Genomic DNA, 21,966 nt, shown 5'->3' with positions numbered 1-21,966 from the left:
CCCGCTCAGGCGAACGGAGTGAGCGTCACCCCCGCGTCGATCAGGGCGGCGCGCACCAGTTCGGCGCAGCGCACCGCGCCGGGCGTGTCGCCGTGCAGGCAGATCGACTCGACCGGGCACGGGACGACGCTGCCGTCGACCGCGACCACGGTCCGCTCGACGGCCATCCGTACGGCCCGGCCGGCCACCTCCTCCGGGTCGGTCACCAGCGCCCCGGGTGCGGTGCGCGGCACCAGCGAGCCGTTGGGCAGGTAGCCCCGGTCGGCGAAGCCCTCGGCGACCACCCGCAGCCCGGCGCCGGCGGCGAGCTGGGCGAGGACCGAGCCGGGCGGGCAGAGCAGCGGAAGCTGGTCGTCGTAGTCGCCGACCGCCGCGACCAGCGCCGCCGCCTGGGCCTCGTCGCAGGCGGCGGCGTGGTAGAGCGCCCCGTGCGGCTTCAGGTAGCGGACCCGGGTGCGGAACAGCCGGCAGAACGCGTCGAGGGCCCCGAGCTGGTAGGTGACCTCGTCGCGCAGCTCCGCGAAGGCGTACGCGATGTGCCGCCGGCCGAAGCCGGCGAGGTCCCGGTAGCCGACCTGGGCGCCGACGGCCACCCCGCGCGCGGCGGCGCCCTCACAGACCCGGCGCATGGTGGACGCGTCGCCGGCGTGGAAGCCGCAGGCCACGTTGGCGGAGGTGATCAGGTCCAGCAGCGCGGCGTCGTCGCCGAGTTGCCAGATGCCGAATCCCTCGCCGAGGTCAGCGTTGAGGTCCATGGAACCTGACCGTAGTCCCTGGCCGGGCCTGTGCGAGCGGGGTCACGTCGTCCACCACCCCGACGACGGGGTACCCGCCGGTGGTCGGATGGTCGGCCAGGAAGATCAGCGGTTGGCCGTCCGCCGGCACCTGCACCGCCCCGAGCGCGATGCCCTCGCTGGGCAGTTCCCCGGCCACCGCGCGGGGTAGCGCCGCGCCGGTGAGTCGCGCGCCGACCCGGTTGCTGACCGGGCTCACCGTGTACGCGCTGCCGAACAGCAGCTCCAGCGCGGTGGTGGTGAACCAGTCGTCGCGTGGGCCGAGGCGCAGGGCCAGCCGCAGCTCGGTCGGGACGGGCTCGGCGACGGTGACGTCCACGCCGGCGGGCGGTCCGGTCGGCGTACCGAGGGGCAGCCGGTCGCCGTCGCGCAGCGGGGGCGGGCCGAGCCCGGAGAGGGTGTCGGTGGCGCGGCTGCCGAGCACCGGCTCGACGGCGATGCCGCCGCCGACGGCCAGCCAGTTGCGTAGGCCCTCGCGGGGCGGGCCGATCCGCAGCACGGCACCCGCCGGCACCGCCAGCGGCCGGCCCACGTCGCCGGGGCGGTCGTCGATCCGTACGGCGGCGTCGGCACCGGTCACGGCGACCGCCGTCGCGCGGAGGAACCGCAGGTCGCAGCCGGTCATCGTGATCTCCAGGCCGGCGGCGGACTCCGGGTTGCCGACGAGCCGGTTGGCCAGCCGCAGCGCGGCCGGGTCGAGCGCGCCCGACCGGGGGACGCCCAGGTGCGCCCAGCCGGCCCGGCCCAGGTCCTGCACGGTGGTCAGCGCCCCGGCACGCAGCACCTCGACGGCGCGCGTCACGCGGCCACCAGGCGTACCCGGGTGCCCGGGGTGAGCCGGGCCGGCGGATCGGCGTGCACGTCGAAGAGTTCCATTCCGGTGCGCCCGACCAGCAGCCAGCCGCCGGGCGAGGCCGTCGGATAGATCCCGGCGTACGGGCCGGCCAGGGCTACCGCGCCGGCCGGCACCCGGGAGCGCGGGGTGGGCAGTCGGGGCACCGCCAGTTCGGCGGGCAGCCCCGTGAGGTAGGCGAACCCGGGGGCGAAGCCGCAGAAGGCCACCCGGAACGGGGTACGCCGCAGCCGGTCCACCACCGCCGGCACGTCCACGCCCCAGTGCTCGGCGACGAGCGGCAGGTCTTCCCCGTCGTACGTCACCGGGACCTCGACCGGCCCGTCGCCGGCTGCGGCGGTCGTCGGGCCGGGTGTCCCGGGCGGGCCCGGGCGGGGCTGCCAGGCGGCGATCCGCGCGGCCGTCCCGGCCGGATCGGGTACGCCGTCGAGCAGGACGGTGCTGGCCGCCGGCACGATCTCGACGGCGCTCAGCTCGCCGCGTTCGCGCCGCCGCCACAGCTCGGCCCGCCACGCCTCCACCTGGTCGGCGCCGGCACAGTCGATCAGCAGGGCGTGCGCCCCGACGGGTCGGATCCGCATCCCGCCATACTCCCCGACGGACGCGGGGCGCCAGGGTCGGTCGACCGCCGTCCCACGTGACCGAACGCTCTACTTGAAAGTAACCTACGGTGCCGTAACCTAGTTGCGTGACCACCTCCGCACCGCTTCGACTGAAGCCGGTCGACATCGGTAAACCCCGGATGCGCGGCTGGCTGCACACGTACGCCTTCTTCGTCGCCCTCCTCTGCGGCATCGTGCTCAGTGCGGTCGCCGCCACCCGGCCCGGCTGGGCCCCGCTGGTCAGCTGCCTCATCTACAGCGTGACGGTGTGCGGGCTCTTCGGCACGAGCGCGCTCTACCACCGGCGGGTGTGGACCGAGCGCGGCTACCAGATCATGCGCCGGATGGACCATTCGATGATCTTCGTGTTCATCGCCGGCACCTACACACCCTTCTGCGTCCTGCTGCTGAAACCCCGGCCGGCCACGATCATGCTGGCGCTGGTGTGGGGCGGCGCGCTCGCCGGCGTGGCGCTCAAGCTGGTCTGGCCGCACGCCCCGCGCTGGGTCTCCGCCCCGCTCTACCTTGCGCTCGGCTGGGTCTCGGTCGCGATGCTGCCCGACATCCTGCAAGAGGGTGGCGTCACGGCCCTGGTGCTGCTCAGCGTGGGCGGCGCCATCTACAGCGTGGGCGCGGTCTTCTACGCGCTCCGTCGCCCCAACCCGTGGCCCACCGTCTTCGGCCACCACGAGTTCTTCCACGCCTGCACGCTCCTGGCGGCGCTCTGCCACCACATCGCCATCTACTTCGCCCTCTTCGCCTGACGACACGCACCGGGGGCCCCGCCCTGCGGCGGAGCCCCCGGAGGAAGATGTCGCGGATCTCAGACGGTGCGGCGCGGTCGACGCACCTCGCGGTACTCCTCCACCACGCGGTCGTCCTGCACCGGCACGACCTGCTCGGCGACGACCCGCTCACCGCGCGCCGGGGCGACCACCGCCCGACGGCGCGAGTTCCAGAAGTGGAGGGTGAGCAGCAGGCCGGCCACACCGGCGAGCATCAGCACCCAGCCGACCACGGCCAGGTTGAGCCAGCCGAGATCCGCCTCCACGGCGAACGCGAAGATCGCCCCCAACGCGATCAGGAAGATACTGCCACCAAAGCCCATCTCGTCGCCTCCTCGGCTGTCCCCTGGCGTTTCCTTCCGCCGCGGCCATCGATGAGGTTGCGGCATCCATCGACTTACCCAGGCGCTCTGATCGCCAATCGGGCAAGCTGAGGGCATGACGGACGCTTCCGCCCAGGGGCGCACGCTGGTGCTGCTCCGGCATGCCAAGGCCGAGCCACCCGGGGAGGGGCCGGACGAGCGGCGCCCCCTGGCCGCGCGGGGGCAGGCCGACGCGGCCGCCGCCGGCGTGTGGCTGGCCAAGCACGACCTGCTTCCGGACGTGGTCGTCTGCTCGACCGCCCGGCGCACCCGGGAGACCTGGCACGGCGTGGCGATGGGAATGACCGGATCTCCGCCGGAGGGCGGTTCGGCCGGCCCCGCCCCTGTCGTGCGCTACGAGGCCGACGCGTACGAGGCGCACCCGGAGGACCTGCTCACGCTGCTCCGGGCCATGGACCCGACCGCCCGCACGGTGCTGCTGATCGCACACAACCCGGGCATCTCGCTGCTCTCGGTACTGCTCGACCCCGAGCGGGCGGACCAGGACGGCATGCGCACCAGCGACGTGGTGGTGCACCGGCCCGATGTCGACTGGCCGGAACTCGCCCCGAACCGGGCGCCGATCACCGACCGGCACACCGCACGCGGCTGAGCCACCCGTCGACACGTGACGGGTGGCTCAACTTGCCGCTCGCGGGCCCGGCTGGCGCGCGGACCGGCCGGCTCGCAGGCCCGGCCGGCTCGCAGGCCCGGCCGGCTCGCAGGCCCGGCCGGCTCGCAGGCCCGGCCGGCTCGCAGGCCCGGCCGGCTCGCGGGCCGTGGACGGTGGGTCAGGACGGCGGTGCCGTCGGCGGCGGCGGGTCGGGCGGCGGTGGCATCATCGCGGTCGGATGCGAGAGCCGGTTCTCCTCGACGATGAGGGTCCGCGCCCGCTTGCGGCGGTCCTGCCAGAACCAGAGCGTGGTGAGCAGGACGCCCAGCCCGGCCAGGATGAACACCCAGCCGACCGCGCGCAGGTCGACCCACCAGACGTTGGCTCTGATGGCGAAGGTCAGGATCGCGCCGATGGCGATCAGGAAGATTCCGCTACCAATGCCCATGTGCGCTGCACTCCCCCGTGCGGTGGCTCTGGGCGTTCTCTGACGTGGCCTCGCGACGGTTACCCGCCACACCGCCCGGCTACCCGGATGAGGTCTGCGAATAGCACCCGCCGAAGCCCGCCCGCTGCGGTACCGGCAGCCGCCGTCCTCGCCTCGGCCACCCGCCATCGCCTCCACCACGCAGGGTGACCACACTCGGAGGAGCCGGCACAACTACCGGCAGTCACACACTCCTGATGCGCCGAATCGGACTATCGGCTTCAATGGCGCATTAGTGGCCGACCGCAGCCCGATCGGCGCCCCACCACCCCCAACCTCACGGCCGCTTTGCTCTGCAGCCACGGACGCACCAGTAACTCCCGGTGCCCGGTGCGTCCGTGGCTGCAGAGCAAAGCGTGGGAAGGGGTGAGGTCCAGGGGGTCGCTTGACGTGACGTTCCGTGAGCGATCTGCCGCTTGCACCGATGAGTTGGTGGGGGTCCACGTCCGGCACCGCCTCGGCATGCCGGCTGAGCTGCGTCCGGTTCAGGGACGGACGACGACGGCCGGTGGGCTGTCACCCACCGGCCGTCGTGCCGATCATCGTCGAGTCACCGCCGGGTCGCCCCGGCTGGCTCCGTCGCCGCGCCGAGGCGCGCTACGGCGTACCTCAGAAGGCCTCCTCCGGGAGGTCCATGATGTCCAGGTCGGTGCCCTCGACGATCCGCCGGTCGGCACCGATGCGGGGCAGCACCTCGCGGGCGAAGAACCGGGCGGCGGCCACCTTGCCGGTGTAGAACGCCTTGTCGGCGGCCGAAACCTCGCCGGCCAGCGCCTTCAGGGCCACGTCGGCCTGCTTCTGGAGCAGCCAGCCGACGACCAGGTCGCCGACCGCCAGCAGGAAGCGGCGGCTGCTCAGGCCGACCTTGTAGAGCGCCCGGGTGTCGCCGCCCTGCGCCTCGCCCAGCCAGCCGGTCATCACGCCGAGCATGTTCTGGATCTCGGCGAGCGCCTTGCCCAGCGCCTGCCGCTCCTCCTTGAGTTGGCCGTTGCCGGCCTCGGTGGCGATGAACTCCTGGATCTCACCGGCGACCGCCATCAGGGCCTTGCCGTTGTCCCGGACGATCTTCCGGAAGATGAGGTCGAGGCTCTGGATCGCCGTGGTGCCCTCGTAGAGGGTGTCGATCTTGGCGTCCCGGACGTACTGCTCCAGGGGGTAGTCCTGGAGGAAGCCGGAACCGCCGAAGGTCTGCAACGACTCGTGGCCGAGCAGCTCGTACGCGCGCTCCGAACCGACGCCCTTGACCAGCGGGAGGAGCAGGTCGTTGACCCGCTTGGCGAGCTTGGTCGCCTTCTCGTCGCCCGCCGCCTCGGCGATGGCGACCTTGTCCTGCCAGGTGGCGGTGTAGCAGACCAGGGCGCGCAGGCCCTCGGCGTACGACTTCTGCAGCATCAGCGAACGGCGCACGTCCGGGTGGTGGGTGATCGTGACGCGCGGCGCGGTCTTGTCCGCCATCTGGGTCAGGTCGGCGCCCTGCACCCGGCTCTTGGCGTACTCGAGGGCGTTCAGGTAGCCGGTCGAGAGGGTGGCGATGGCCTTGGTGCCGACCATCATCCGGGCGCTCTCGATGATCATGAACATCTGCCGGATGCCCTCGTGCTTCTCGCCCAGCAGCCAGCCCTTGGCCGGTACGCCGTGCTCGCCGAAGGTCAGCTCGCAGGTGTTGGAGACCTTCAGGCCCATCTTGTGCTCGACGTTGGTGGCGAAGACGCCGTTGCGCTCGCCCAGCTCGCCGGTGTTCTCGTCGAAGTGGTACTTCGGCACCACGAAGAGGGACAGGCCCTTGGTGCCCGGGCCGCCGACACCCTCCACGCCGACCGGACGGGCCAGCACGTAGTGGATGATGTTGTCGCTCAGGTCGTGCTCGGCGGACGTGATGAAGCGCTTCACGCCCTCGATGTGCCAGGAGCCGTCGGGCTGCTGGATGGCGCGGGCCCGACCGGCGCCCACGTCCGAGCCGGCGTCCGGCTCGGTGAGCACCATCGTGGAGCCCCACTGCTTGTCGACGAAGAGCTTCGCCCACTTCTTCTGCTGCTCGGTGCCCTCGACCTGCAACACGTGCGCGAAGGACGGGCCGGAGGCGTACATCCACACGGCGGCGTTGGAGCCGACGATCAGCTCGGCGAGGGACCACACCAGCGCCCGGGGCGCGTTGCTGCCGTCCAGCTCGGTCGGGAGCTCCAGCCGCCAGAACTCGGAGTTCATGTACGCGCGGTAGGACTTCTTGAACGACTCCGGCAGCGGCGCGGTGTGCGTGGCCGGGTCGAAGACCGGCGGGTTGCGGTCGCTGTCCGTGTAGCTGGCGGCCAGATCCTCACGGGCGAGGCGGTCGACCTCGGCGAGGATGTCGCGCGCGGTGTCGACGTCCAGGTCCGTGTACGGCTCCTGGCTGAACGCCTGGTCCGCCCCGAAGACCTCGAAGAGGTTGAACTCGAGGTCCCGAAGGTTGCTCTTGTAGTGGGTCATGCTCACTGGCCCCGCTTCCGGACAGGTGTTACCGATCAGTAACCCCGACTGTATTACCGATGGGTAGGCAGCGACAAGCCGATCTCGGAAGTGACGGCGATTACACACTTCCCGTTCAGGTTGCGAACGGGCCCGCGTACCCACATCCGGCGGGCCGGCACGACGCAGCCGAGCGGGGTACGAACGGCGCCCCACCGCGCCGGTCGGCTCAGCTCTCGGCCGCGCCGACCTCCCAGCTCGGCACGGCGACCGTCGCGGCGCCGCGCGAGCCCGTGTACTCCATCAGGACCAGGGCGATGTCGTCGTCGAGCCGGCCGTGCACCCACTCGACCAGGGCGGTCTCCAGCGAGGCGAGCCCGTCGCCGACGGTGCCGTGGCCGAGCAGCCGCCAGGCCCGGTCGGCGGTCGGGAAGAACTCCCCGTCCCGGCGCGCCTCGCCGAGCCCGTCGGTGAAGAGCAGCAGCCGGTCGCCGGGCTCCAGCCGCTCGACCCGGGGGCGCACCACCGGCATGAAGCCCAGCGGCGGGGCGGGAGCCGGCGGTTCGAGCGGGATCACGGCGCCCCGGCGCAGCAGCAGCGGCGGCGGGTGGCCGCAGTTGACGATGGTGAGCGTGCCGCCCCGCTCCTCGACCAGCGCGGCGGTGACGAAGTCCTCGTCGCCCACGCTGCGGGCCACCGCCCGGTCCAGGTCGGTCACGACGGCCCGCAGGTCCGCCCGCTCGTACGCCACGTGCCGGTACGAGCCCAGCACGATGCTGGCGAGCCGTACCGCGTCGAGGCCCTTGCCCCGCACGTCGCCGATGATCATCCGCACCCCGTACGGCGTGTCGACCGCCTCGTACAGGTCGCCGCCGATCTCGGCGGTGGCGGTGGACGAGATGTAGCGGGCAGCGACCGAGAGCGAGCCGACTTGTGGTCCGAGCGGGCGCAGCACGGCCTGCTGGGCGACCGAGGCGAGTCGGGACAGCTCGGCGATCCGCTCGGCCTGCCGCTGTCGTACGGCTGCCGTGGCGACCGCGATCGCGGTGCCCAGCGCGATGCCCGCGACGGCGACCGTGGTGGGCAGCGCCACGGTCTCCTCCCACAGCGCGAAGCCGGCCCCCAGGGCCGTGGCGGCCAGGCCCACGCCGAGCACGATCCGCCACGACGCCAGCGCAGCGGTCAGGAACGGCGCGGCCACCATGAGCGCGATGTAGTTGGCCGGACGGCCGTCGGCCAGTTCCACGGCCGAGACGATCGCGAGCAGGACGAAGGCCGCGCCGAGGCCGGCGCGGGATCCGGGGCTCAGTGGGCCGGGGCCCGACTGGAAGGGTCGCGTGCGTACGAGGGACAGCATGCCTGATTGACGTGAGCGGGTGAATGAACCTGGCCCGTCGTCCGAGAATCTTCTGGCCGGCCGGATCGTGTCCGCGGGCCGATCGCCACCCGGCGCGTACTCAGCCGAGCACCTCGTAGCGGACCTCGACGTGACCGGCGTCGAGCGAGGCGATGTCGGCGAAGGCGGCCCGGGACAGGTCCAGGCAGCGCCCCTCGATGAACGGGCCACGGTCGTTGATGCGTACGGTCACGGACCTGCCGTTCGCCGGGTTCGTCACCCGGACCCTCGTGTCGAACGGCAGCGTCTTGTGGGCGGCGGTCAGCGCCGACGGGTCGAAGTTCTCACCGTTGGCGGTGAGCTGCCCCTCGGAGTAGAAGGACGCGCCGCACGAGCCGCTGTCGACGACCGGGCGGGCCGTGCTGCTCTTCTTCGTCGCGGTGGGCTTCGGCGCGGCGGTACGCGGCTTGCTCCGGGACGGCGCCTGGGTGGACCGGCTGGCCTTGGGGCTCGCGGTCGCGCTCGGCGACGCGCTGGCGCTCGGTGAGGCGCTCACGCTCGGCGCGACCGCCGGCGAGCTGGGAGCGCCGGTGGGCAGGCCGGTGGGCGCGAGGTCGACGGCGGCCGGCCGGGCGCTCTGCGCGCCCGAGGTCAGCTGTACGGCGCCGACGGTGCCACCGACGGCGAGGGCGACCCCGACCGCCGCGGTGGCCGCGATGCCGGCCGGCGAGGAGAACATGCGGGTACGGGAGTGCCTGCCAGTCACCGGTGCGGTCCTTTCGTCTTCCGAGCAAATCGGGTCGGACCGTAACGAGAGAAGCACTTCCGAAGTCAACGTGATCACGGTGGTATGGCCGGAATTGCAGTGATACGTGTAGCCGATCATCCGACCCGTGGTGGCCCGGGCGGCCCGGGTACAGCTGCGGCTCGGCGCCCCGGAGCCGGAGCGGGGCGAGGGCCGGGCCGACCGGGCCGCTCCCGTGCCGGAGGATGGGTGCATGCCATCCGAGCTGAGCGGACGCCTCGCCGCGCTGGTCAGGTGGATCGACCCCGGCCCCGGCGCCAGCCACCTGGTCAGCGACGTGTCCGGCTGGTGGCGGGACGCCGAGGTCCTCGCCCGGCTGGGGCCAGCCCTCGTGGCACCGTTCCGGGCCGCCCGGCCCACGGTGGTCGTCTCGCCGGCGGTCACCGGCTACCTGCTCGGGCCACTCGCCGCGACGGCGCTCGGGGTCGGCTTCGTACCGGCGCACAAGCCGGGCGACGGGCGGCTGCCCGCCGGGCCGCTCACCTGGGCACAGAGCCCGCCGGACTTCCGGGGCCGGCGGGTCGACCTGGCCGTACGCGACCACGGGCTCGGCCGGGGCGACCGGGTGCTGGTGGTGGACGACTGGGTGGCCACCGGGGCGCAGGTCCGCGCGCTCTACGAGATCTGCGCCGCGCGCGGGGCGGAGCCCGTCGGCACCGCCACCGTCGTGCTCGACTGCCCCCCGACGGTCGCCACCGAGCTGCGCGTCCGGGGACTGGTGGACGGCGCGGACCTCACGGCGTGACCTGAACCTCGGTTCGACTCCGAGGATCGCCCCATGGGTTGATCCTGCCGCCGTGGCGGCGCTGCGGCCGGCGCCCGTGGCCGCCGCCGACATGCCGGTCAGCTGATCTGAACGAAGTCCTCGACGGCCGTGCAGACCCGGCCGAGCGCCTCCGCCGAGCGGGCCAGCGGGCCCGGCACCATCAGTGCGTGGTCGGCCTGCTCGATCTCCACGACGTGCGGGGTGAGCCGGCGGGCGAGCGAGCCGTCCCAGGACGGGTCCGCCGTGCCGCCCACCAGCAGGAACGGCGCGGTGGCGCGGCGCAGGCCGTCGACCACGGCGGGCACGTGCAGCAGCGGGGTCAGCCAGACGGCCGGCAGCCGGCGGTCGGCCGCCAGCGGCGTGGCCATCGAGCCGAGCGACTTGCCGACCAGCAGGTCCGTGTGCTCGGCGAGGGTCGGGGCGACCTGGTCGGTCACCCATTCGACGGCCTGCCCCGGCCCCTCCCGGTCGGGTGCCAACCGTTCCGGCACCTCCCACGTGACGGCGTGCAGGGCGTAGCCGGCCCGGCGCAGCGCCTCGCCGACGTAGACGAAGAGCGGGAACCGGGTGTCGTAGCCCCGACCGGGGATGAGCACCACGCGCCTGTCCGCCATGCCGCCTCCCGATCGTCGCCCCACCCACCGTAACGCCCGCCGCACCCACGGTGGGGGCGGAAATGCCACGGCGGGTGCCTGGCGGCGCCGGTACCGTCGGCAGGATGTGGCCTCGGATCGGTGGACTGCGCACCCTCGCCCTCGGCACCCCTGGTGAGCTGCGGACGCGGCTCAACACCCTGGTCCTCGCCGGGGTGAAGACGGCGACCGCCGGGCTGATGACCGAGTACGCCGAGGAGGGCGAGGAGCTGGAACACGTCGGCGAGCGGTTGACCCTCGTCGACGACGAGGACGGGCTGGTCGGCGTCGTGGAGGTCACCGGCGTCGAGGTGGTCCGCTTCGCGGACGTGCCGTGGGACTTCGCCCGCTCCGAAGGGGAGGGTGACCGTTCCATCGAGGAGTGGCGGGCGGGTCACGCCGCCTACTGGGCGCGCGTGGGCACCCCCGTGACCGACGACAGCGAGGTCGTCTGCATCCGGTTCCGGCTGGTCTCGGGCGGCGACGGCGGCATCGCCACGGGGGACCTCGGCACCTGAGCGCGCCGCCCCGACGCGCCCGTCGGCGTGCTCAGGCTCGGCGCAGCTCGGGCAGCAGGCGGGTCGCCACGTCCACCAGGACGGCCTCGTCGCCCGCGTACCAACTGCTGTCGCGGGGCCAGTGCGTGACCACGTCGGTGAAGCCGAGGGCGGCGGCCCGGCCGACCTGGTCGGCGAAGAACTCGGCGCTGCTCAGGGAGAAGACCGGCGCGGAGTCGAGCGAGAGGTAGCGGTCCAGGGTGCCCGGTTCGCGGCCGGCCGCCGCGAGCGTCGCGTCCATCCGGGCGGCGGCCCCGGCCACCTCGGCCCACCAGTTCTCCAGATCCTCCACGGTCGGGCCGGTGGTGACCCAGCCCTGGCCGAACCGTGCCGCCAGCCGCATCGACCGGGGCCCGTTGGCGGCCACCACGAACGGCACCCGGGGCGTCTGCACGCAGCCCGGGTCGCTCCGGGCGTCCACGGCGGAGAACCACTCCCCGCGCCAGGTCGTGCCGTCCTCACGGAGGATCAGGTCAAGCAGTTCGGTGAACTCGGCGAACCGGTCCACCCGCTGGCGTGGCGGCAGCGTCTCCCCACCCAGCACGGCCGAGTCGAAGCCGATGCCGCCCGCGCCCAGGCCGAGCAGCAGCCGCCCGCCGGAGACGTCGTCGAGCGCGGTGACCTGCCGCCCGAACGTCGCCGGGTGCCGGAAGTTCGGCGAGGCGACCAGTGTGCCGAGCCGGATCCGGGAGGTCACCGTCGCGGCGGCGGTAAGCGTGGTCACGGAGTCGAACCAGGGTCCGTCGACCAGGTCCCGCCAGCCCAGGTGGTCGTACGTCCAGGCGTGGTCGAAGCCCCACTCGTCCGCCTGCCGCCAGCGACGCTGCGAGTCGGACCAGCGCTGGTCGGGAAGGATCACGATGCCAATCCGCATGGCCGCCAGCCTAGAGCCGCCGCCGCCCGACCGCCCGACCGCGCGGGCCTTGACCATATATCGATGATCTGACTATCGTCTCGCCCGTGACCGCGATGCGTGAGCCGACCTTCCTGATCCTCACCGCGCTGGCCGGCGGTCCACGGCACGGCTACGGCATCATCCGGGAGGTCACCGCCCTGTCCGCGCAGCGCGTCACCCTGCTGCCGGGCACCCTCTACACGGCGCTGGACCGGTTGCACGCGCAGGGGCTCGTCGCGCCCGACCGCGAGGAGACCGTCGACGGCCGGCTCCGCCGCTACTACCGCCTCACCCCGGAAGGGATCCGCGCGCTGGATGCCGAGACCGTCCGGCTGCGGCAGCTCACCACCGCCGCCGAGACCCGGCTGCGCGCGCTACGCCCCGGCACCGCCTGACCGCCCGCACCAGCGGGAGCCCGTGCGCCGCACCGTACGACCGCACCGCCTGCCACCTCCCGCACCGGCCCGCCGGTGCGTACCGATCGGAAGGACAGCCATGCCGACGACCGGCGACCCGCTCGCCCGCCGCTACCGGCGGCTGCTGTTCTGCCACCCCCGCGCCTACCGGCGGGCCCGGGCCGACGAGATCGTCGGGGTCCTGCTCGACGCGGCGCCGGCGGGCCGCACCCGCCCCACGCCGCGCGAGGCCGCCAACCTGATCCGGCACGGCCTGCGCTGCCGGCTGGGCCGACCGGCCAGCCGCACGGTCGGCGTCTGGGCCACCCTCACCGCCGTCATCTGCGGCCTGTTCACCGCCGCCCTCGCCACCCGCGCCGCCTGGGAGACCTCCACCCCGCAGCCCGACCGGGCCGAGACCGCCGCCGTCTTCGCCGCCGTGCTGCCCGGCCACGAGCTCGGCGACGTCGACCTGGCGCCGGCGCTCTTCACCTTCTACAGCCAGCCGCTCACCGTGCGGGCGCTCGACAACCTGCTGCTCGGCGACGGCGGCGAATACCAGCAGAGCGCCGTCGTGGCCGGCCCCGCCGGCCCACCCCGGATGTCCGCCGACGAGACGCTCGCGCTGGCGCAGCGACGCCTGCGCGAGACCGGCTGGCAGGTGTACGCCCCGACGGTCCGCAGCAACCCGGGCTGTGTCGACAAGGCGTGCGTCCCGGTCGTCACGTTCACCGACACCACCCTGCTCGCCCGGCGTGGCGACACGGTCCTCCAGCTCCAGGTGGCCGCCCCGCCATCCCCCGACGGCAGCCACCTGTCGCTGACACTGAGCCGGACGGCCCCGCCGGCCGTGCTGCCGGCCGGTGCCGTCGGCGGACTGCTCGGGGCGGCCCTCGGCTGGCTGGTCTTCGGTTGGGCCAGCCGGCGCACCGAGGCGGCACACCCCGCCCGGGGAGCGGTCAGCGTCCTGCTCGCGATCACCCTGTTCCTCTGGTGGACGCCCGTCCTGCTGACCGTCCCCAGCCTGCTGCGACACCACCGCGCCGAGCCGCACCCGGCCTGGCACCCGCTGTGGGAGTGGCTGGGTCAGCCGGCGGCCTCCCTGCTGTTCGTGGTGGGTGCGGCGAGCGCGCTGCTGACGCTGGCGCTGGCCGCCGTACCCCGACGCAGCCCGCTGCCCACGGCCGCCGTCGGCTGACGCCGCCGGACGTGGTCCGTGATCAGTCCCACCAGAACGACCAGGAGTGCGCGCCGAGGAGTTCCTCGGCGTAGGCGGCCAGCGATCCGGCGCCCTGCCAGACGTTGTCCGGGCAGAAGGCGAAGTGCTCGGCCGCGACCGCCAGGGCGTGCCCGGTGGTGGTCGGTGGCGCGGCCACGCTGACGTACAGGGTCGCGAATCCGACGCCGACCACGCGTACGCCGAACCGGTCCTCCCAGCTCCGCAGCACCGCCGAGATCTCCCCGGCGTCGCCGGTGTGGTTGGTCGGGCCGGACCAACCCGCCACGGCGAGGGTGTCCGCGCCGCGGACAGCCGGCACGAGCCCGAGACGCGTCCGCCCGTCGACGTGGAACTCCGCGCACTCGTCGGCGAGCTGGGCGGGCGGCTCCGCCTGGTCGCCGGGCGTGGCGAGGCCGGGCCAGTCCTGGCCGAACGGGGCCGTGACGACCGACCCACCGTCCTCGTCGGTCGTCGCACAGCCGGCCCACCACCGGGCCAGCAGCTCGGCCACGTCGTGCTGCTCCGGCGACGACATGTCGGCCGGAGACACCTCGCCGTCGACCCACGGGCGTCTCTCGTCGCTCGACAACCCGGTCAGCAGCAGCGGCCAGAGCCCGGACTCCGGATGCCGCGCCCGCAACCGCGCCCACAGTCCCGGATCAGGTGGAGCATCGCTCAGCCAGTACGGCGGAGGCCCGCCGTCCTCCGGCTCGACCAAGCGGCCGGACGGCAGCGTCGTGGGCGGTAGCGAACTCAGCAACTGGGAGAGGTCCGGAATCACGGCGAGAGCGTAGGCGGCCCGTACGACCTAACCGGCCGGCGTCAGGATCAGCCAACCGAAGCCGACGACGTCGCGGTAGCCGTCGAGGTATTCGGCACGCCGTTCGTCGGCGAACGCACGCGCCTCCGGCGTGCCGAGGCGTTCGATGCCCGCACGCCAGTCTGACTCGAAGTCGTCCCACTCGGCGATCGTGGACACGGCGATGTGCAGCGGCCGGAATCCGGCGTCCACCGCGAGCTGGGCCAGGGTCGCCAGGTCGGGCAGGTCGCCGAAGGTCTCACGGACCTGCGCGCCGGGTCTGGTCTGGTAGAAGCCGTCGGCGAACAGCAGTTTCCCGCCGGGGTTGGTGAGCCGGCGCAGCGCGGTGAGGGCCCTCGCCGTGTCGCCCCAGATGTGGCCGGCGCCGACGTTGACGACGAGGTCGGCGGGCCGGTCCCAGGTGGCCGCGTCCGCGCTGTGGAACGTGACCCGCTCGGCGGCTCCCCGTTCCGTCGCGCGTCGCCGGGCCCGTTCACCGTCGTCGGTGTGGCGTTCCACGCCGTCGCCGGCGATGCCGTGGGCCTCGCACAGCCGCAGGAGCAGCTCGCCGTTGCCGCAGCCCAGGTCCAGGGCTCGCCAGCCCGCCCCGGTGGGGGCCAGTCGCCGGACCAGGTCGGTCACCCGGGCCTCGCCGAGCGGCGCGTTGTAGGTCAGGTTGGCCGCGGCGGCGGCCAGGTACGTGCTGCGCTCCCGGCTCTTCACCGGGCCACGGTACGACAGTGTGCCCCTGCCCGAGGGACCTCGAAGGTGGTGGCCGGCGACTCCCCCGGGCTACACGGAGGGCCCGGAACCGAGATGGTGCCGGGCCCTCGCGCGCTGGCGGTGTTCAGCCGGCCGTGATGGTGAACGAGGTGGTGTCGTCTGCCGGGTCGACGTCGGTCAGGCTCACCACGTAGTCCGAAGTGGGCGTGTATGAGCCCGTGCCCAGTTCACCCGCCGGGGTGCCGGCCGGCGCGGTGAGGACGACGTCGAAGGTGCGCACCTCACCGGGCACGAACCGGCCGCCCGGCACGGTGAACCAGTCCCAGGAACTCGGCATGTCCTGCGGCTCGATGTGGTCCACCACGACGCCGGCCGGCAGGTCGGCGATGACGTTGAGCCCGAACGAGGGCGCGTCGTTGCCGTACCGGACGGTCAGCGGCATGCGGCCCTGGAGACTCCCGTCCTGGAGCCGGTCGAGCCTGACCTGGTGCGCGCTCAGCGAGACGTCGGTCTGGGTTGCCTGCACGTACGGCCGGGGCTTGGTGATCTTGCCTTTGGTGGAACGGAAGAGGGTCGTGAACGGGGCGCTCTGGACCGGCTCCTGATCGCCGTTCGGCACCACGCCTATCCAACTGCCGTCGACGACCATCGGGTAGTCCCGAGGGGTCGTCCGGACGTGGAATCGGACGCGGTGCGCCCGGCTGCCGCCGGAGGCCAGCTCGCCGCTCCCGCTGCCGCAGTTCACCAGGGTGCGGACGCCGACCGCGCCCTGCCAGACGCAGGCGTCCTCGGGGAAGACGTGGCCCTCCGCGGCACCCGCCGGTTCGAGGAAGCTCAGGCTGTAGTAGCTGGCGGTCGGTCCGTTGTTCGTGACCGTGGCGTTGAGCGTGCCGACGTAGCCCTGGTCGGTCGGCTCCAGGATCAGCCGCTGCGCCGTGATGGACAGCGTGCCGGTGCTGGACGTGTGCGGCGCGGCCACGGCCGGCGCCGTGGTGGCGACCGCGGCGGCCGCAACGACCGCCAGGCCGAGCGCGGCGGCCGAGACGCGACGCCCGGTGGACAGAGTGATGGACATGCTGGACGCACCTTCCCCCCGTATTTCATCACGCGTCGTAGCGGACGCATGCTGCCCGAGCAACATAACCAGGCTCGTTCCCTCCACGCTGCCCCCGGGAACGAAACGGACGAGCCACCTCGATCCGCCCCTGCCGGCGCTGGCTCTTCCGCCAGCGATCGCGTCGGTGACGCGGCCTGCCGCCGGTCCACTCGGGACGGACGCAGCGGCACGTAGCTGGAAGGTACGCACAGGGCAGCGACCATCGTCTTGCTCACTGACATGCTCGTCGGATGCACCCTCAGCCCCGCTACGAGCCGATCATGACTCCGCCCGCACGCCCGGGCCGATGGCGGGTGTGGCTGGCGTTGGTCGCTGGGGCACTCCTGCTGTCCTACGCCCTGTTCACCATCGGTCAGGTGCGCTACCTCGACGCGAACGGCGTCACCAGTCAGGCCGAGGTCGTGGACAGGCAGCTCGGTGGCCGCTCGGACTTCGTACGCGTACGCGTCAGTTCCGGGGAGGAGATGGACCTCTGGGCGTGGGAGGGCGCTCCCGAGGTCGGCGAGACCATGACGGTGGTTCACCTTCGGGAGTCGGACTGGGCCAAGGACGCCCGCGCGTTCGCGCCGGAAGGAAGCGTCTGGCACAACCTGTGGCTCGGCGCCCTGTTCCTCGGTGGAGCGCTGTGGCAGCACCGCCGCACCCTGCGCGCGGCCGTTCCGGGCGGGTACTGACGCGGAGAGTGATCACCACGCCGGCAGGCGGCGTTCGAGGCGGCGGGCCGAGTCAGGTGAGGAAACTGCTTGCCGGCCGGTTCGGGCACCACCGCCGACTCGACGGGCCCTAGCATCACCGGCATGGCAACGCGGCTCGTGCAGATCAACATGAAGGCTCGGGACGACTCGGCGCTCGGCGGTTTCTGGGCGGAGGTGCTCGGCTGGGGAGTCTCCAGCGAGGGGCCCGGCGTCACCAACCTCGAACCCGAGGGCTTCGTCTACCCCGATCCCGTCGCCGTCTGCGTCGACCTCGTCGTCTCCCCCGAACCGAAGACGGTGAAGAACCGCGTGCACGTCGACCTCGCCACCACCTCTGCGGCCCATCAGGCGGAGTTGGTCGCGCGCCTGAAGGAACTCGGCGCGACACCCGCCGACGTAGGCCAGGGCGACGTCCCGTGGACGGTCATGGCCGACCCGGAGGGCAACGAGTTCTGCGTCCTGGACCCCCGACCGCTCTACCGCGACACCGGGCCGATCGCCGCGGTGGTGGTCGACTGCGCGGATCCGCGCGCCATGGCCCGCTTCTGGGGCGAGGCCACGGACTGGACCCCGCACGAGGTGACCGACCACCACGCGGTGCTGCGCTCCGCCAAGGGCATCGGCCCATACCTGCGGTTCCTCCGCACCCCCGATGCGAAGACCGTGTGGAACCGCGTCCATCTCGACATCCGCCCGTACCCGGGTGACGACCTGGCGGCCGAGGCGACCAGACTGCGAACCCTCGGCGCCACCGCCATCGACCTCGGCCAGGACGATGTCCCGTGGATCGTCCTCGCAGACCTGGAGGGCAACGAGTTCTGCCTCCTCGCCCCCGGCTGACCCGCGCCGTCGTGAGCCGCACCCACCAGGGCCGACGGCTACAGGTGGAGCTAGGTCGGCTGCTCCGTCCACGGAACGGACCGCAGTGCGATCGGCCGATAGGCGCTGGCCCGGTCGACGACCTCGGCCGGCGTCAACTCCGGCGTAACCGTGAAGATCAGGTCCGAGATGTCCGGGTAGCCCAGCTCGCGTTCGAGCCGCTCCAGCCAGTCGTTCAGCTCGGCGTCGTCCGCGTAGTCGAGCCGCATGATCCGCTCAACGAGCTGGACCGCCCCGCTCCGCGTCAGCTTCGCGGGCAAGGCGCCTCCTCCGACCGGGCTGACGGCACGCCAGCGGCACGCGCGCATGATCGTTGACCGTGGAACTACAAAGGCCCCGATCGGATTCAAGTCCTGGTCGGGGCCTTCGCGGTGGAGCGGGTGACGGGAATCGAACCCGCACTGTCAGCTTGGGAAGCTGATGTTCTGCCATTGAACTACACCCGCAGGCGGCACCACTGTACCTGAGTCGTCACGCCGGTGCACCCAGGTACCCCTCCGCCGCCCCCTGGCGTCCCGATCTTGGCAGCGAACGGCCCCCACAGGCGGAGTGAAATCGCCAAGATCTCGCCGCGACCTCGCGGCGGCCTCGCGGCGGCCTCGCCGGACCGCCCCCGCCCACCGGCAGCCGTCAGCCGCGCCGCCGCCAGGAAAAAGTTTCACCGCGGCAACATATGGGCGTTCTCAAATCCTTCGATCAGTTGTAACGTCTGCCCAACGTTCTCAGCCACGGCGTGACATACCCCCTGTCGCGCCGCCAGAAAGAGGTGGGCCCATGGGACTCCGTCCCAACCTGCTGACCCGGCGTACGGCCGGCGTCGCGTCGACGACCCTCGCGCTGCTGCTCAGCACCGCCGCCGTCGGCGTCGTGCCGGCCGCTTCGGCCTTCTCGGCCGCCCCGGGCGAGGTCTGCGTCGAGCCGGCCGACGTCCACTCGGACGCCCGCATGAAGCCGGGCGGCGGGGCCAAGCACGAGCCGAACGAGTTGACCCTCGCGGAGACCCGGGAGCGCGAGGCCGACCTCGCCGCCGCGCTGCGCGAGCGGGGCCGGTTCCGCGCCGGCGCCGGCGCCTCCACGATGGCGGCCACGGTCACCATCCCCGTGGTGGTGCACGTGATCCAGGAGAACAGCACCCGGGCCGGCGGCAACATCCCCGACTCGATGATCAACTCGCAGATCAGCGTGCTGAACCAGTCGTTCAGCGGGGCGACCGGCGGCGCGTCCACCGCGTTCAGCTTCCAGCTCCAGAAGATCAACCGGGTGACGAACCCGTCCTGGTACCCGATCGTGCAGGGCTCGTCGGCGGAGCGGTCGATGAAGACCTCGCTGCGTACGGGCGGCAAGAACACCCTCAACATCTACCTGGGCGAGCTGAGCGACAGCCTGCTCGGCTGGGCGACCTTCCCGACCCGGAGGCTCAACAGCATGGACGGCGTCGTCGTGCTGAGCGAGTCGCTGCCGGGCGGCACCGCCACCAACTACAACCAGGGCGACACGGGCACCCACGAGGTCGGCCACTGGCTGAACCTCTACCACACCTTCCAGGGCGGCTGCTCCGGCTCGGGCGACAGCGTCAGCGACACCGCTGCCGAGGCGTCGCCGGCCTCCGGCTGCCCGACCGGCCGGGACACCTGCACCGCCCCCGGCGTCGACCCGATCACCAACTTCATGGACTACAGCTACGACTCCTGCATGTACCAGTTCACCGCCGGGCAGGCCAGCCGCATGCTGACCGCCTGGAACGCGTACCGCGCGGCGTAGTTCCGCCGTACGACCGCACCGGTGCCGGCCTCGCTCGACGGGGCCGGCACCGGCGTGTGCGCGGCCGGCCTGGCGCACGGGAGCGGGAGGGTGGGACGGTGTGGCGCCCTGGGCGGGGGATGGCCCGGGGCGCCACACCGCGTCTCAGGCGGCCGGGCGGACGGCGTGGCCGCCGGCGCTCCCCGGCCGGGTCTCGGGCAGCACGGCGGTGCCGGCTGCGGCTGCGCCGGGGTCGAGCCACACCTGGACGGCGGGCCGGCCGTGCGACTCGGCGGCGCCGCCTGCCACGCCGGACTCGCGGCGGGCCAGCATCGCCACGTCGACGGTGAACTCGAAGACCCGCCAGTCGACCTGCGGCGCGGCCCGGTGGCTGCGGGCCAGCCGGGCGACCCGGGCCGGATCGGTCACCGGTCGGGCGTGGCCGGCGACGTAGGCCTCGTCGTCGCTCTCCTCTGGCGGGAAGGAGTGCAGCGCGTAGCGGCCGTCGCGTTCGAGGTCGCGCCGCTTGGGCGAGTCGACGACGAAGCAGAAGAGCCCCTCGTCGGTGATCACGGGGGAGACCGGGTGCACCCGGGGACCGCCGTCGGCGCGGACGGTGGCCAGGTAGCCGAAGCCCGGCCCGTACTGCTGCATCAAGAGGCGGATCCCGTCGGCGAGGCGGGGCTCGTCGGCGGCGAATTCGGACCAGGAAGCCATGCCGGCATTCTATCGAACAAACGTACGAAGATGCACTCCGACACGCAGGTCACGCGTGTCGGTCGCTAAGGTGTGCGGATGCTGCTCTCCGACCGCGACCTGGCCTCCGAGATCGAGGCGGGGACGCTCGCGCTGGAGCCGTTCGAGCCCGCGCTGGTGCAACCGTCCAGCATCGACGTACGCCTGGACAAGCTCTTCCGGGTCTTCAACAACCACCTCTACACCCACATCGACCCCGCGCAGCAGCAGGACGACCTCACGTCGATGGTCGAGGTGCCCGAGGGCGAGCCGTACGTGCTGCATCCGGGCGAGTTCGTGCTCGCCTCGACGCTGGAGGTGATCTCGCTCGGCGACCAGCTCGCCGGCCGCCTGGAGGGCAAGTCGAGCCTGGGCCGGCTGGGCCTGCTCACCCACTCCACGGCGGGCTTCATCGACCCGGGCTTCTCCGGCCACGTGACGCTGGAGCTGTCCAACGTGGCGAACCTGCCCATCACCCTCTGGCCGGGCATGAAGATCGGCCAGCTCTGCATCTTTCGGCTCTCGTCGCCGGCGCGGCACCCGTACGGCTCGGCCGTCTACGGCTCCCGCTACCAGGGGCAGCGCGGCCCGACCCCGAGCCGTTCCTGGCAGCACTGGCGCACCTGGCCGACGCGCTGACCCGACCCGTGGGCGCGCGGAGGGCCCCCGCCGGGCAGGGGCCCTCCGCGCGACTCAGCCGGGCCGGCCGTAGCTGTGGATCGGGCCGTCGTCGACCTTCTTCATCCTGACCGGCACCCCGGCGCGGGAGGCGTGCACCACCCAGCCCCCGCCGACGTACATGCCGACGTGGTGCAGGTCGCTGTAGTAGAAGACCAGGTCACCCGGGCGCAGGTCGCCCCGGCTGACGGATGCGGTGGCCCGGCGCTGCTGCGCGGCGTTGTGCGGCAGCGAGACCCCGGCCTTCGCCCAGGCGGCGAGCATCAGGCCGGAGCAGTCGTACGAGTTCGGCCCCTCGGCGCCCCAGACGTAGGGCTTGCCGATCTGGGCACAGGCGAACTTCACGGCGGTGCCGGCCGGGCCGCCGGGATAGCCGGCCGGGCAGGGGGCGGGACGCAGCGGCCCGCCGTTGCCGTAGACGCGCAGCCGCAGCCTCTGCAACCGGTCGATCTCGGCGTTGATCTGCTTCTTCTTCGCCGCGAGCTGGGCCTCGGTGCGGCTGAGCTGGACGACCATCCCGTCCAGCGGCGCCTTCTTCGCGGCCAGCCGGTCGCGCAGCTCGGCGACCTGCCGTACGTCCTGCTGCTGGTGCTGGGCGAACCGGTCGAGCAGTTCGAGCTGCCCGACCATCTCGCCCGGTGAGCGGCTGCCCAGCAGGGCGTTGACGGCGGAGACGTTCTCGCCCTTGTAGGCGCGGGCGGCCAGCGCGCCCACCTTCTCCATCGCCTCGTCGACCTGCTTCTCCAGCGGCCCGATCTGCGCGGCGAGCGCGGCGGCCTGCTTGCGCCTGGCGGCCAGGTCCTGCCGGGTGGCGTTGTGCCGTTCGATGACGGGTTCGAGCTTGTTCCAGTCCTCGTCGATCTGCCGCTCGATCTCGGCGACCGTCGGTTCGGCGTGGGCCGCCGTGGCGCCGCCGGTCAGGACGACGGCGAACGCGGCCAGGGCGGCGAGGGCGGTGGTGCAGCGGTACCAGCGTGGGCGCGGCGCAGCCGTCGTCGGATCGGCGAGGGCCGACCGGACCGACGGTGGCCGCGGGGCATGGTGTGCCACCGGG

At 72.9% G+C, this 21,966-nt stretch carries 26 protein-coding genes and 1 tRNA gene; 10 read left to right on the top strand and 17 right to left on the bottom strand.

From position 1 onward, the window contains the following. Positions 1-5: 5 nt before the first annotated feature. From CLT72_RS22925 to CLT72_RS22915, 3 genes are read right to left on the bottom strand one after another with little or no spacing between them, the layout of a single operon-like run. Positions 6-755 carry a 5-oxoprolinase subunit PxpA gene (locus CLT72_RS22925; RefSeq protein ID WP_101413535.1) on the bottom strand — a complete coding sequence of 250 codons (750 nt, stop codon included), beginning with the start codon at positions 753-755 and terminating at the stop codon, positions 6-8. After that, positions 739-1,695: a 5-oxoprolinase subunit C family protein gene (locus CLT72_RS22920; RefSeq protein WP_486484388.1), complete on the bottom strand. Its 957-nt coding sequence runs from the start codon at positions 1,693-1,695 to the stop codon at positions 739-741. Before CLT72_RS22920 ends, CLT72_RS22925 begins: the two co-directional genes overlap by 17 nt. Beyond that, on the bottom strand, positions 1,593-2,228 hold the full coding sequence (locus tag CLT72_RS22915; RefSeq protein WP_101413533.1) for a 5-oxoprolinase subunit B family protein: 636 nt from the start codon (positions 2,226-2,228) through the stop codon (positions 1,593-1,595). Before CLT72_RS22915 ends, CLT72_RS22920 begins: the two co-directional genes overlap by 103 nt. A 107-nt stretch (positions 2,229-2,335) precedes the next feature. On the opposite strand from CLT72_RS22915, the gene trhA reads away from it, so the two are divergent. Next, the gene (gene trhA, locus CLT72_RS22910) at positions 2,336-3,013 is read left to right on the top strand and encodes a PAQR family membrane homeostasis protein TrhA (protein ID WP_101413532.1); all 678 of its coding nucleotides are present in this window, start codon (positions 2,336-2,338) and stop codon (positions 3,011-3,013) included. Positions 3,014-3,072: 59 nt separating this feature from the next. Here trhA and CLT72_RS22905 read toward each other — a convergent pair whose 3' ends face one another. Then, positions 3,073-3,357, bottom strand: coding sequence for a DUF6458 family protein (locus CLT72_RS22905; RefSeq protein WP_101413531.1), 285 nt, complete (start codon positions 3,355-3,357; stop codon positions 3,073-3,075). A 115-nt stretch (positions 3,358-3,472) separates the two neighbouring features. Between CLT72_RS22905 and CLT72_RS22900 the strand changes: the two genes are divergently transcribed. Further along, the gene (locus tag CLT72_RS22900; protein WP_101413530.1) at positions 3,473-4,009 is read left to right on the top strand and encodes a SixA phosphatase family protein; all 537 of its coding nucleotides are present in this window, start codon (positions 3,473-3,475) and stop codon (positions 4,007-4,009) included. A 178-nt stretch (positions 4,010-4,187) separates the two neighbouring features. Here the strand turns inward: CLT72_RS22900 and CLT72_RS22895 are convergent, their stop codons facing one another. From CLT72_RS22895 to CLT72_RS22880, 4 genes are all read right to left on the bottom strand, one after another. Beyond that, a complete protein-coding gene (locus CLT72_RS22895; protein WP_013730795.1) occupies positions 4,188-4,457 on the bottom strand; it encodes a DUF6458 family protein in 270 nt (89 codons plus the stop codon). A 648-nt stretch (positions 4,458-5,105) separates the two neighbouring features. Further along, a complete protein-coding gene (locus tag CLT72_RS22890) occupies positions 5,106-6,962 on the bottom strand; it encodes an acyl-CoA dehydrogenase (RefSeq protein ID WP_101413529.1) in 1,857 nt (618 codons plus the stop codon). Between the two features lie 208 nt (positions 6,963-7,170). Beyond that, positions 7,171-8,298, bottom strand: coding sequence for a PP2C family protein-serine/threonine phosphatase (locus CLT72_RS22885; RefSeq protein WP_101413528.1), 1,128 nt, complete (start codon positions 8,296-8,298; stop codon positions 7,171-7,173). A 100-nt stretch (positions 8,299-8,398) separates the two neighbouring features. Beyond that, a complete protein-coding gene (locus CLT72_RS22880; protein WP_199184627.1) occupies positions 8,399-9,043 on the bottom strand; it encodes a septal ring lytic transglycosylase RlpA family protein in 645 nt (214 codons plus the stop codon). 232 nt (positions 9,044-9,275) lie between these two features. Here CLT72_RS22880 and CLT72_RS22875 point away from each other — a divergent pair, with 232 nt between their 5' ends. Beyond that, on the top strand, positions 9,276-9,827 hold the full coding sequence (locus CLT72_RS22875; protein ID WP_101415333.1) for a phosphoribosyltransferase family protein: 552 nt from the start codon (positions 9,276-9,278) through the stop codon (positions 9,825-9,827). Positions 9,828-9,925: 98 nt separating this feature from the next. On the opposite strand, the gene CLT72_RS22870 is transcribed toward CLT72_RS22875, so the two are convergent. Continuing rightward, a complete protein-coding gene (locus CLT72_RS22870) occupies positions 9,926-10,462 on the bottom strand; it encodes an alpha/beta fold hydrolase (RefSeq protein ID WP_101413527.1) in 537 nt (178 codons plus the stop codon). Between the two features lie 104 nt (positions 10,463-10,566). On the opposite strand from CLT72_RS22870, the gene CLT72_RS22865 reads away from it, so the two are divergent. Further along, positions 10,567-10,998, top strand: coding sequence for an ASCH domain-containing protein (locus CLT72_RS22865; protein WP_101413526.1), 432 nt, complete (start codon positions 10,567-10,569; stop codon positions 10,996-10,998). A 31-nt stretch (positions 10,999-11,029) separates the two neighbouring features. Here the strand turns inward: CLT72_RS22865 and CLT72_RS22860 are convergent, their stop codons facing one another. Beyond that, a complete protein-coding gene (locus CLT72_RS22860) occupies positions 11,030-11,911 on the bottom strand; it encodes an LLM class flavin-dependent oxidoreductase (RefSeq protein ID WP_101415332.1) in 882 nt (293 codons plus the stop codon). Between the two features lie 95 nt (positions 11,912-12,006). Between CLT72_RS22860 and CLT72_RS22855 the strand changes: the two genes are divergently transcribed. Both CLT72_RS22855 and CLT72_RS22850 read left to right on the top strand, forming a co-directional pair. Next, positions 12,007-12,327 carry a PadR family transcriptional regulator gene (locus CLT72_RS22855; RefSeq protein WP_101415331.1) on the top strand — a complete coding sequence of 107 codons (321 nt, stop codon included), beginning with the start codon at positions 12,007-12,009 and terminating at the stop codon, positions 12,325-12,327. A 100-nt stretch (positions 12,328-12,427) separates the two neighbouring features. Next, positions 12,428-13,525, top strand: coding sequence for a hypothetical protein (locus CLT72_RS22850; RefSeq protein ID WP_101413525.1), 1,098 nt, complete (start codon positions 12,428-12,430; stop codon positions 13,523-13,525). Between the two features lie 22 nt (positions 13,526-13,547). Here the strand turns inward: CLT72_RS22850 and CLT72_RS22845 are convergent, their stop codons facing one another. The 3 genes from CLT72_RS22845 to CLT72_RS22835 form a co-directional block, all read right to left on the bottom strand. Then, complete coding sequence (locus CLT72_RS22845; RefSeq protein WP_101413524.1) at positions 13,548-14,327, bottom strand: DUF4253 domain-containing protein; 780 nt, start codon at positions 14,325-14,327, stop codon at positions 13,548-13,550. Positions 14,328-14,354: 27 nt separating this feature from the next. Continuing rightward, positions 14,355-15,068, bottom strand: a complete 714-nt coding sequence (locus CLT72_RS22840; RefSeq protein WP_158242062.1) for a class I SAM-dependent methyltransferase — start codon at positions 15,066-15,068, stop codon at positions 14,355-14,357. 124 nt (positions 15,069-15,192) lie between these two features. Then, positions 15,193-16,143, bottom strand: coding sequence for a hypothetical protein (locus CLT72_RS22835; RefSeq protein WP_101413522.1), 951 nt, complete (start codon positions 16,141-16,143; stop codon positions 15,193-15,195). Positions 16,144-16,445: 302 nt separating this feature from the next. Here CLT72_RS22835 and CLT72_RS22830 point away from each other — a divergent pair, with 302 nt between their 5' ends. Both CLT72_RS22830 and CLT72_RS22825 read left to right on the top strand, forming a co-directional pair. Continuing rightward, positions 16,446-16,859, top strand: a complete 414-nt coding sequence (locus CLT72_RS22830; protein ID WP_486484309.1) for a hypothetical protein — start codon at positions 16,446-16,448, stop codon at positions 16,857-16,859. 123 nt (positions 16,860-16,982) lie between these two features. After that, on the top strand, positions 16,983-17,720 hold the full coding sequence (locus CLT72_RS22825) for a VOC family protein (RefSeq protein WP_101415330.1): 738 nt from the start codon (positions 16,983-16,985) through the stop codon (positions 17,718-17,720). A gap of 50 nt (positions 17,721-17,770) precedes the next feature. On the opposite strand, the gene CLT72_RS22820 is transcribed toward CLT72_RS22825, so the two are convergent. Continuing rightward, positions 17,771-18,019 carry an e9imm peptide gene (locus CLT72_RS22820; protein WP_101413520.1) on the bottom strand — a complete coding sequence of 83 codons (249 nt, stop codon included), beginning with the start codon at positions 18,017-18,019 and terminating at the stop codon, positions 17,771-17,773. A gap of 112 nt (positions 18,020-18,131) precedes the next feature. Next, positions 18,132-18,205: transfer RNA gene (locus CLT72_RS22815), tRNA-Gly, on the bottom strand. 328 nt (positions 18,206-18,533) lie between these two features. Here CLT72_RS22815 and CLT72_RS22810 point away from each other — a divergent pair. After that, entirely contained in the window at positions 18,534-19,520 is a 987-nt protein-coding gene (locus CLT72_RS22810) for a zinc metalloprotease (RefSeq protein WP_101413519.1), read from the top strand. A 144-nt stretch (positions 19,521-19,664) separates the two neighbouring features. Here CLT72_RS22810 and CLT72_RS22805 read toward each other — a convergent pair whose 3' ends face one another. Further along, a complete protein-coding gene (locus tag CLT72_RS22805; protein WP_101413518.1) occupies positions 19,665-20,216 on the bottom strand; it encodes a pyridoxamine 5'-phosphate oxidase family protein in 552 nt (183 codons plus the stop codon). Positions 20,217-20,294: 78 nt separating this feature from the next. On the opposite strand from CLT72_RS22805, the gene dcd reads away from it, so the two are divergent. Beyond that, complete coding sequence (dcd, locus tag CLT72_RS22800; protein WP_101413517.1) at positions 20,295-20,873, top strand: dCTP deaminase; 579 nt, start codon at positions 20,295-20,297, stop codon at positions 20,871-20,873. Positions 20,874-20,927: 54 nt separating this feature from the next. On the opposite strand, the gene CLT72_RS22795 is transcribed toward dcd, so the two are convergent. Then, a complete protein-coding gene (locus CLT72_RS22795) occupies positions 20,928-21,962 on the bottom strand; it encodes a C40 family peptidase (protein WP_101413516.1) in 1,035 nt (344 codons plus the stop codon). Between the last annotated feature and the right edge of the window lie 4 nt (positions 21,963-21,966).

This window comes from Micromonospora sp. CNZ309, assembly GCF_002846525.1.
Note: the sequence above shows the minus strand (reverse complement) of the source record. Positions and strands in the feature narration are given on the sequence as shown.

Excerpts from the sequence above, each read along its gene's own strand:
- CLT72_RS22925 (WP_101413535.1), bottom strand. The coding sequence starts at position 755 with ATGGACCTCAACGCTGACCTCGGCGAGGGATTCGGCATCTGGCAACTC.
- CLT72_RS22915 (WP_101413533.1), bottom strand. The coding sequence starts at position 2,228 with ATGCGGATCCGACCCGTCGGGGCGCACGCCCTGCTGATCGACTGTGCC.
- CLT72_RS22905 (WP_101413531.1), bottom strand. The coding sequence starts at position 3,357 with ATGGGCTTTGGTGGCAGTATCTTCCTGATCGCGTTGGGGGCGATCTTC.
- CLT72_RS22900 (WP_101413530.1), top strand. The coding sequence starts at position 3,473 with ATGACGGACGCTTCCGCCCAGGGGCGCACGCTGGTGCTGCTCCGGCAT.
- CLT72_RS22895 (WP_013730795.1), bottom strand. The coding sequence starts at position 4,457 with ATGGGCATTGGTAGCGGAATCTTCCTGATCGCCATCGGCGCGATCCTG.
- CLT72_RS22890 (WP_101413529.1), bottom strand. The coding sequence starts at position 6,962 with ATGACCCACTACAAGAGCAACCTTCGGGACCTCGAGTTCAACCTCTTC.
- CLT72_RS22885 (WP_101413528.1), bottom strand. The coding sequence starts at position 8,298 with ATGCTGTCCCTCGTACGCACGCGACCCTTCCAGTCGGGCCCCGGCCCA.
- CLT72_RS22875 (WP_101415333.1), top strand. The coding sequence starts at position 9,276 with ATGCCATCCGAGCTGAGCGGACGCCTCGCCGCGCTGGTCAGGTGGATC.
- CLT72_RS22870 (WP_101413527.1), bottom strand. The coding sequence starts at position 10,462 with ATGGCGGACAGGCGCGTGGTGCTCATCCCCGGTCGGGGCTACGACACC.
- CLT72_RS22865 (WP_101413526.1), top strand. The coding sequence starts at position 10,567 with ATGTGGCCTCGGATCGGTGGACTGCGCACCCTCGCCCTCGGCACCCCT.
- CLT72_RS22860 (WP_101415332.1), bottom strand. The coding sequence starts at position 11,911 with ATGCGGATTGGCATCGTGATCCTTCCCGACCAGCGCTGGTCCGACTCG.
- CLT72_RS22855 (WP_101415331.1), top strand. The coding sequence starts at position 12,007 with ATGCGTGAGCCGACCTTCCTGATCCTCACCGCGCTGGCCGGCGGTCCA.
- CLT72_RS22850 (WP_101413525.1), top strand. The coding sequence starts at position 12,428 with ATGCCGACGACCGGCGACCCGCTCGCCCGCCGCTACCGGCGGCTGCTG.
- CLT72_RS22835 (WP_101413522.1), bottom strand. The coding sequence starts at position 16,143 with ATGTCCATCACTCTGTCCACCGGGCGTCGCGTCTCGGCCGCCGCGCTC.
- CLT72_RS22830 (WP_486484309.1), top strand. The coding sequence starts at position 16,446 with ATGACTCCGCCCGCACGCCCGGGCCGATGGCGGGTGTGGCTGGCGTTG.
- CLT72_RS22825 (WP_101415330.1), top strand. The coding sequence starts at position 16,983 with ATGGCAACGCGGCTCGTGCAGATCAACATGAAGGCTCGGGACGACTCG.
- CLT72_RS22810 (WP_101413519.1), top strand. The coding sequence starts at position 18,534 with ATGGGACTCCGTCCCAACCTGCTGACCCGGCGTACGGCCGGCGTCGCG.
- CLT72_RS22805 (WP_101413518.1), bottom strand. The coding sequence starts at position 20,216 with ATGGCTTCCTGGTCCGAATTCGCCGCCGACGAGCCCCGCCTCGCCGAC.
- dcd (WP_101413517.1), top strand. The coding sequence starts at position 20,295 with ATGCTGCTCTCCGACCGCGACCTGGCCTCCGAGATCGAGGCGGGGACG.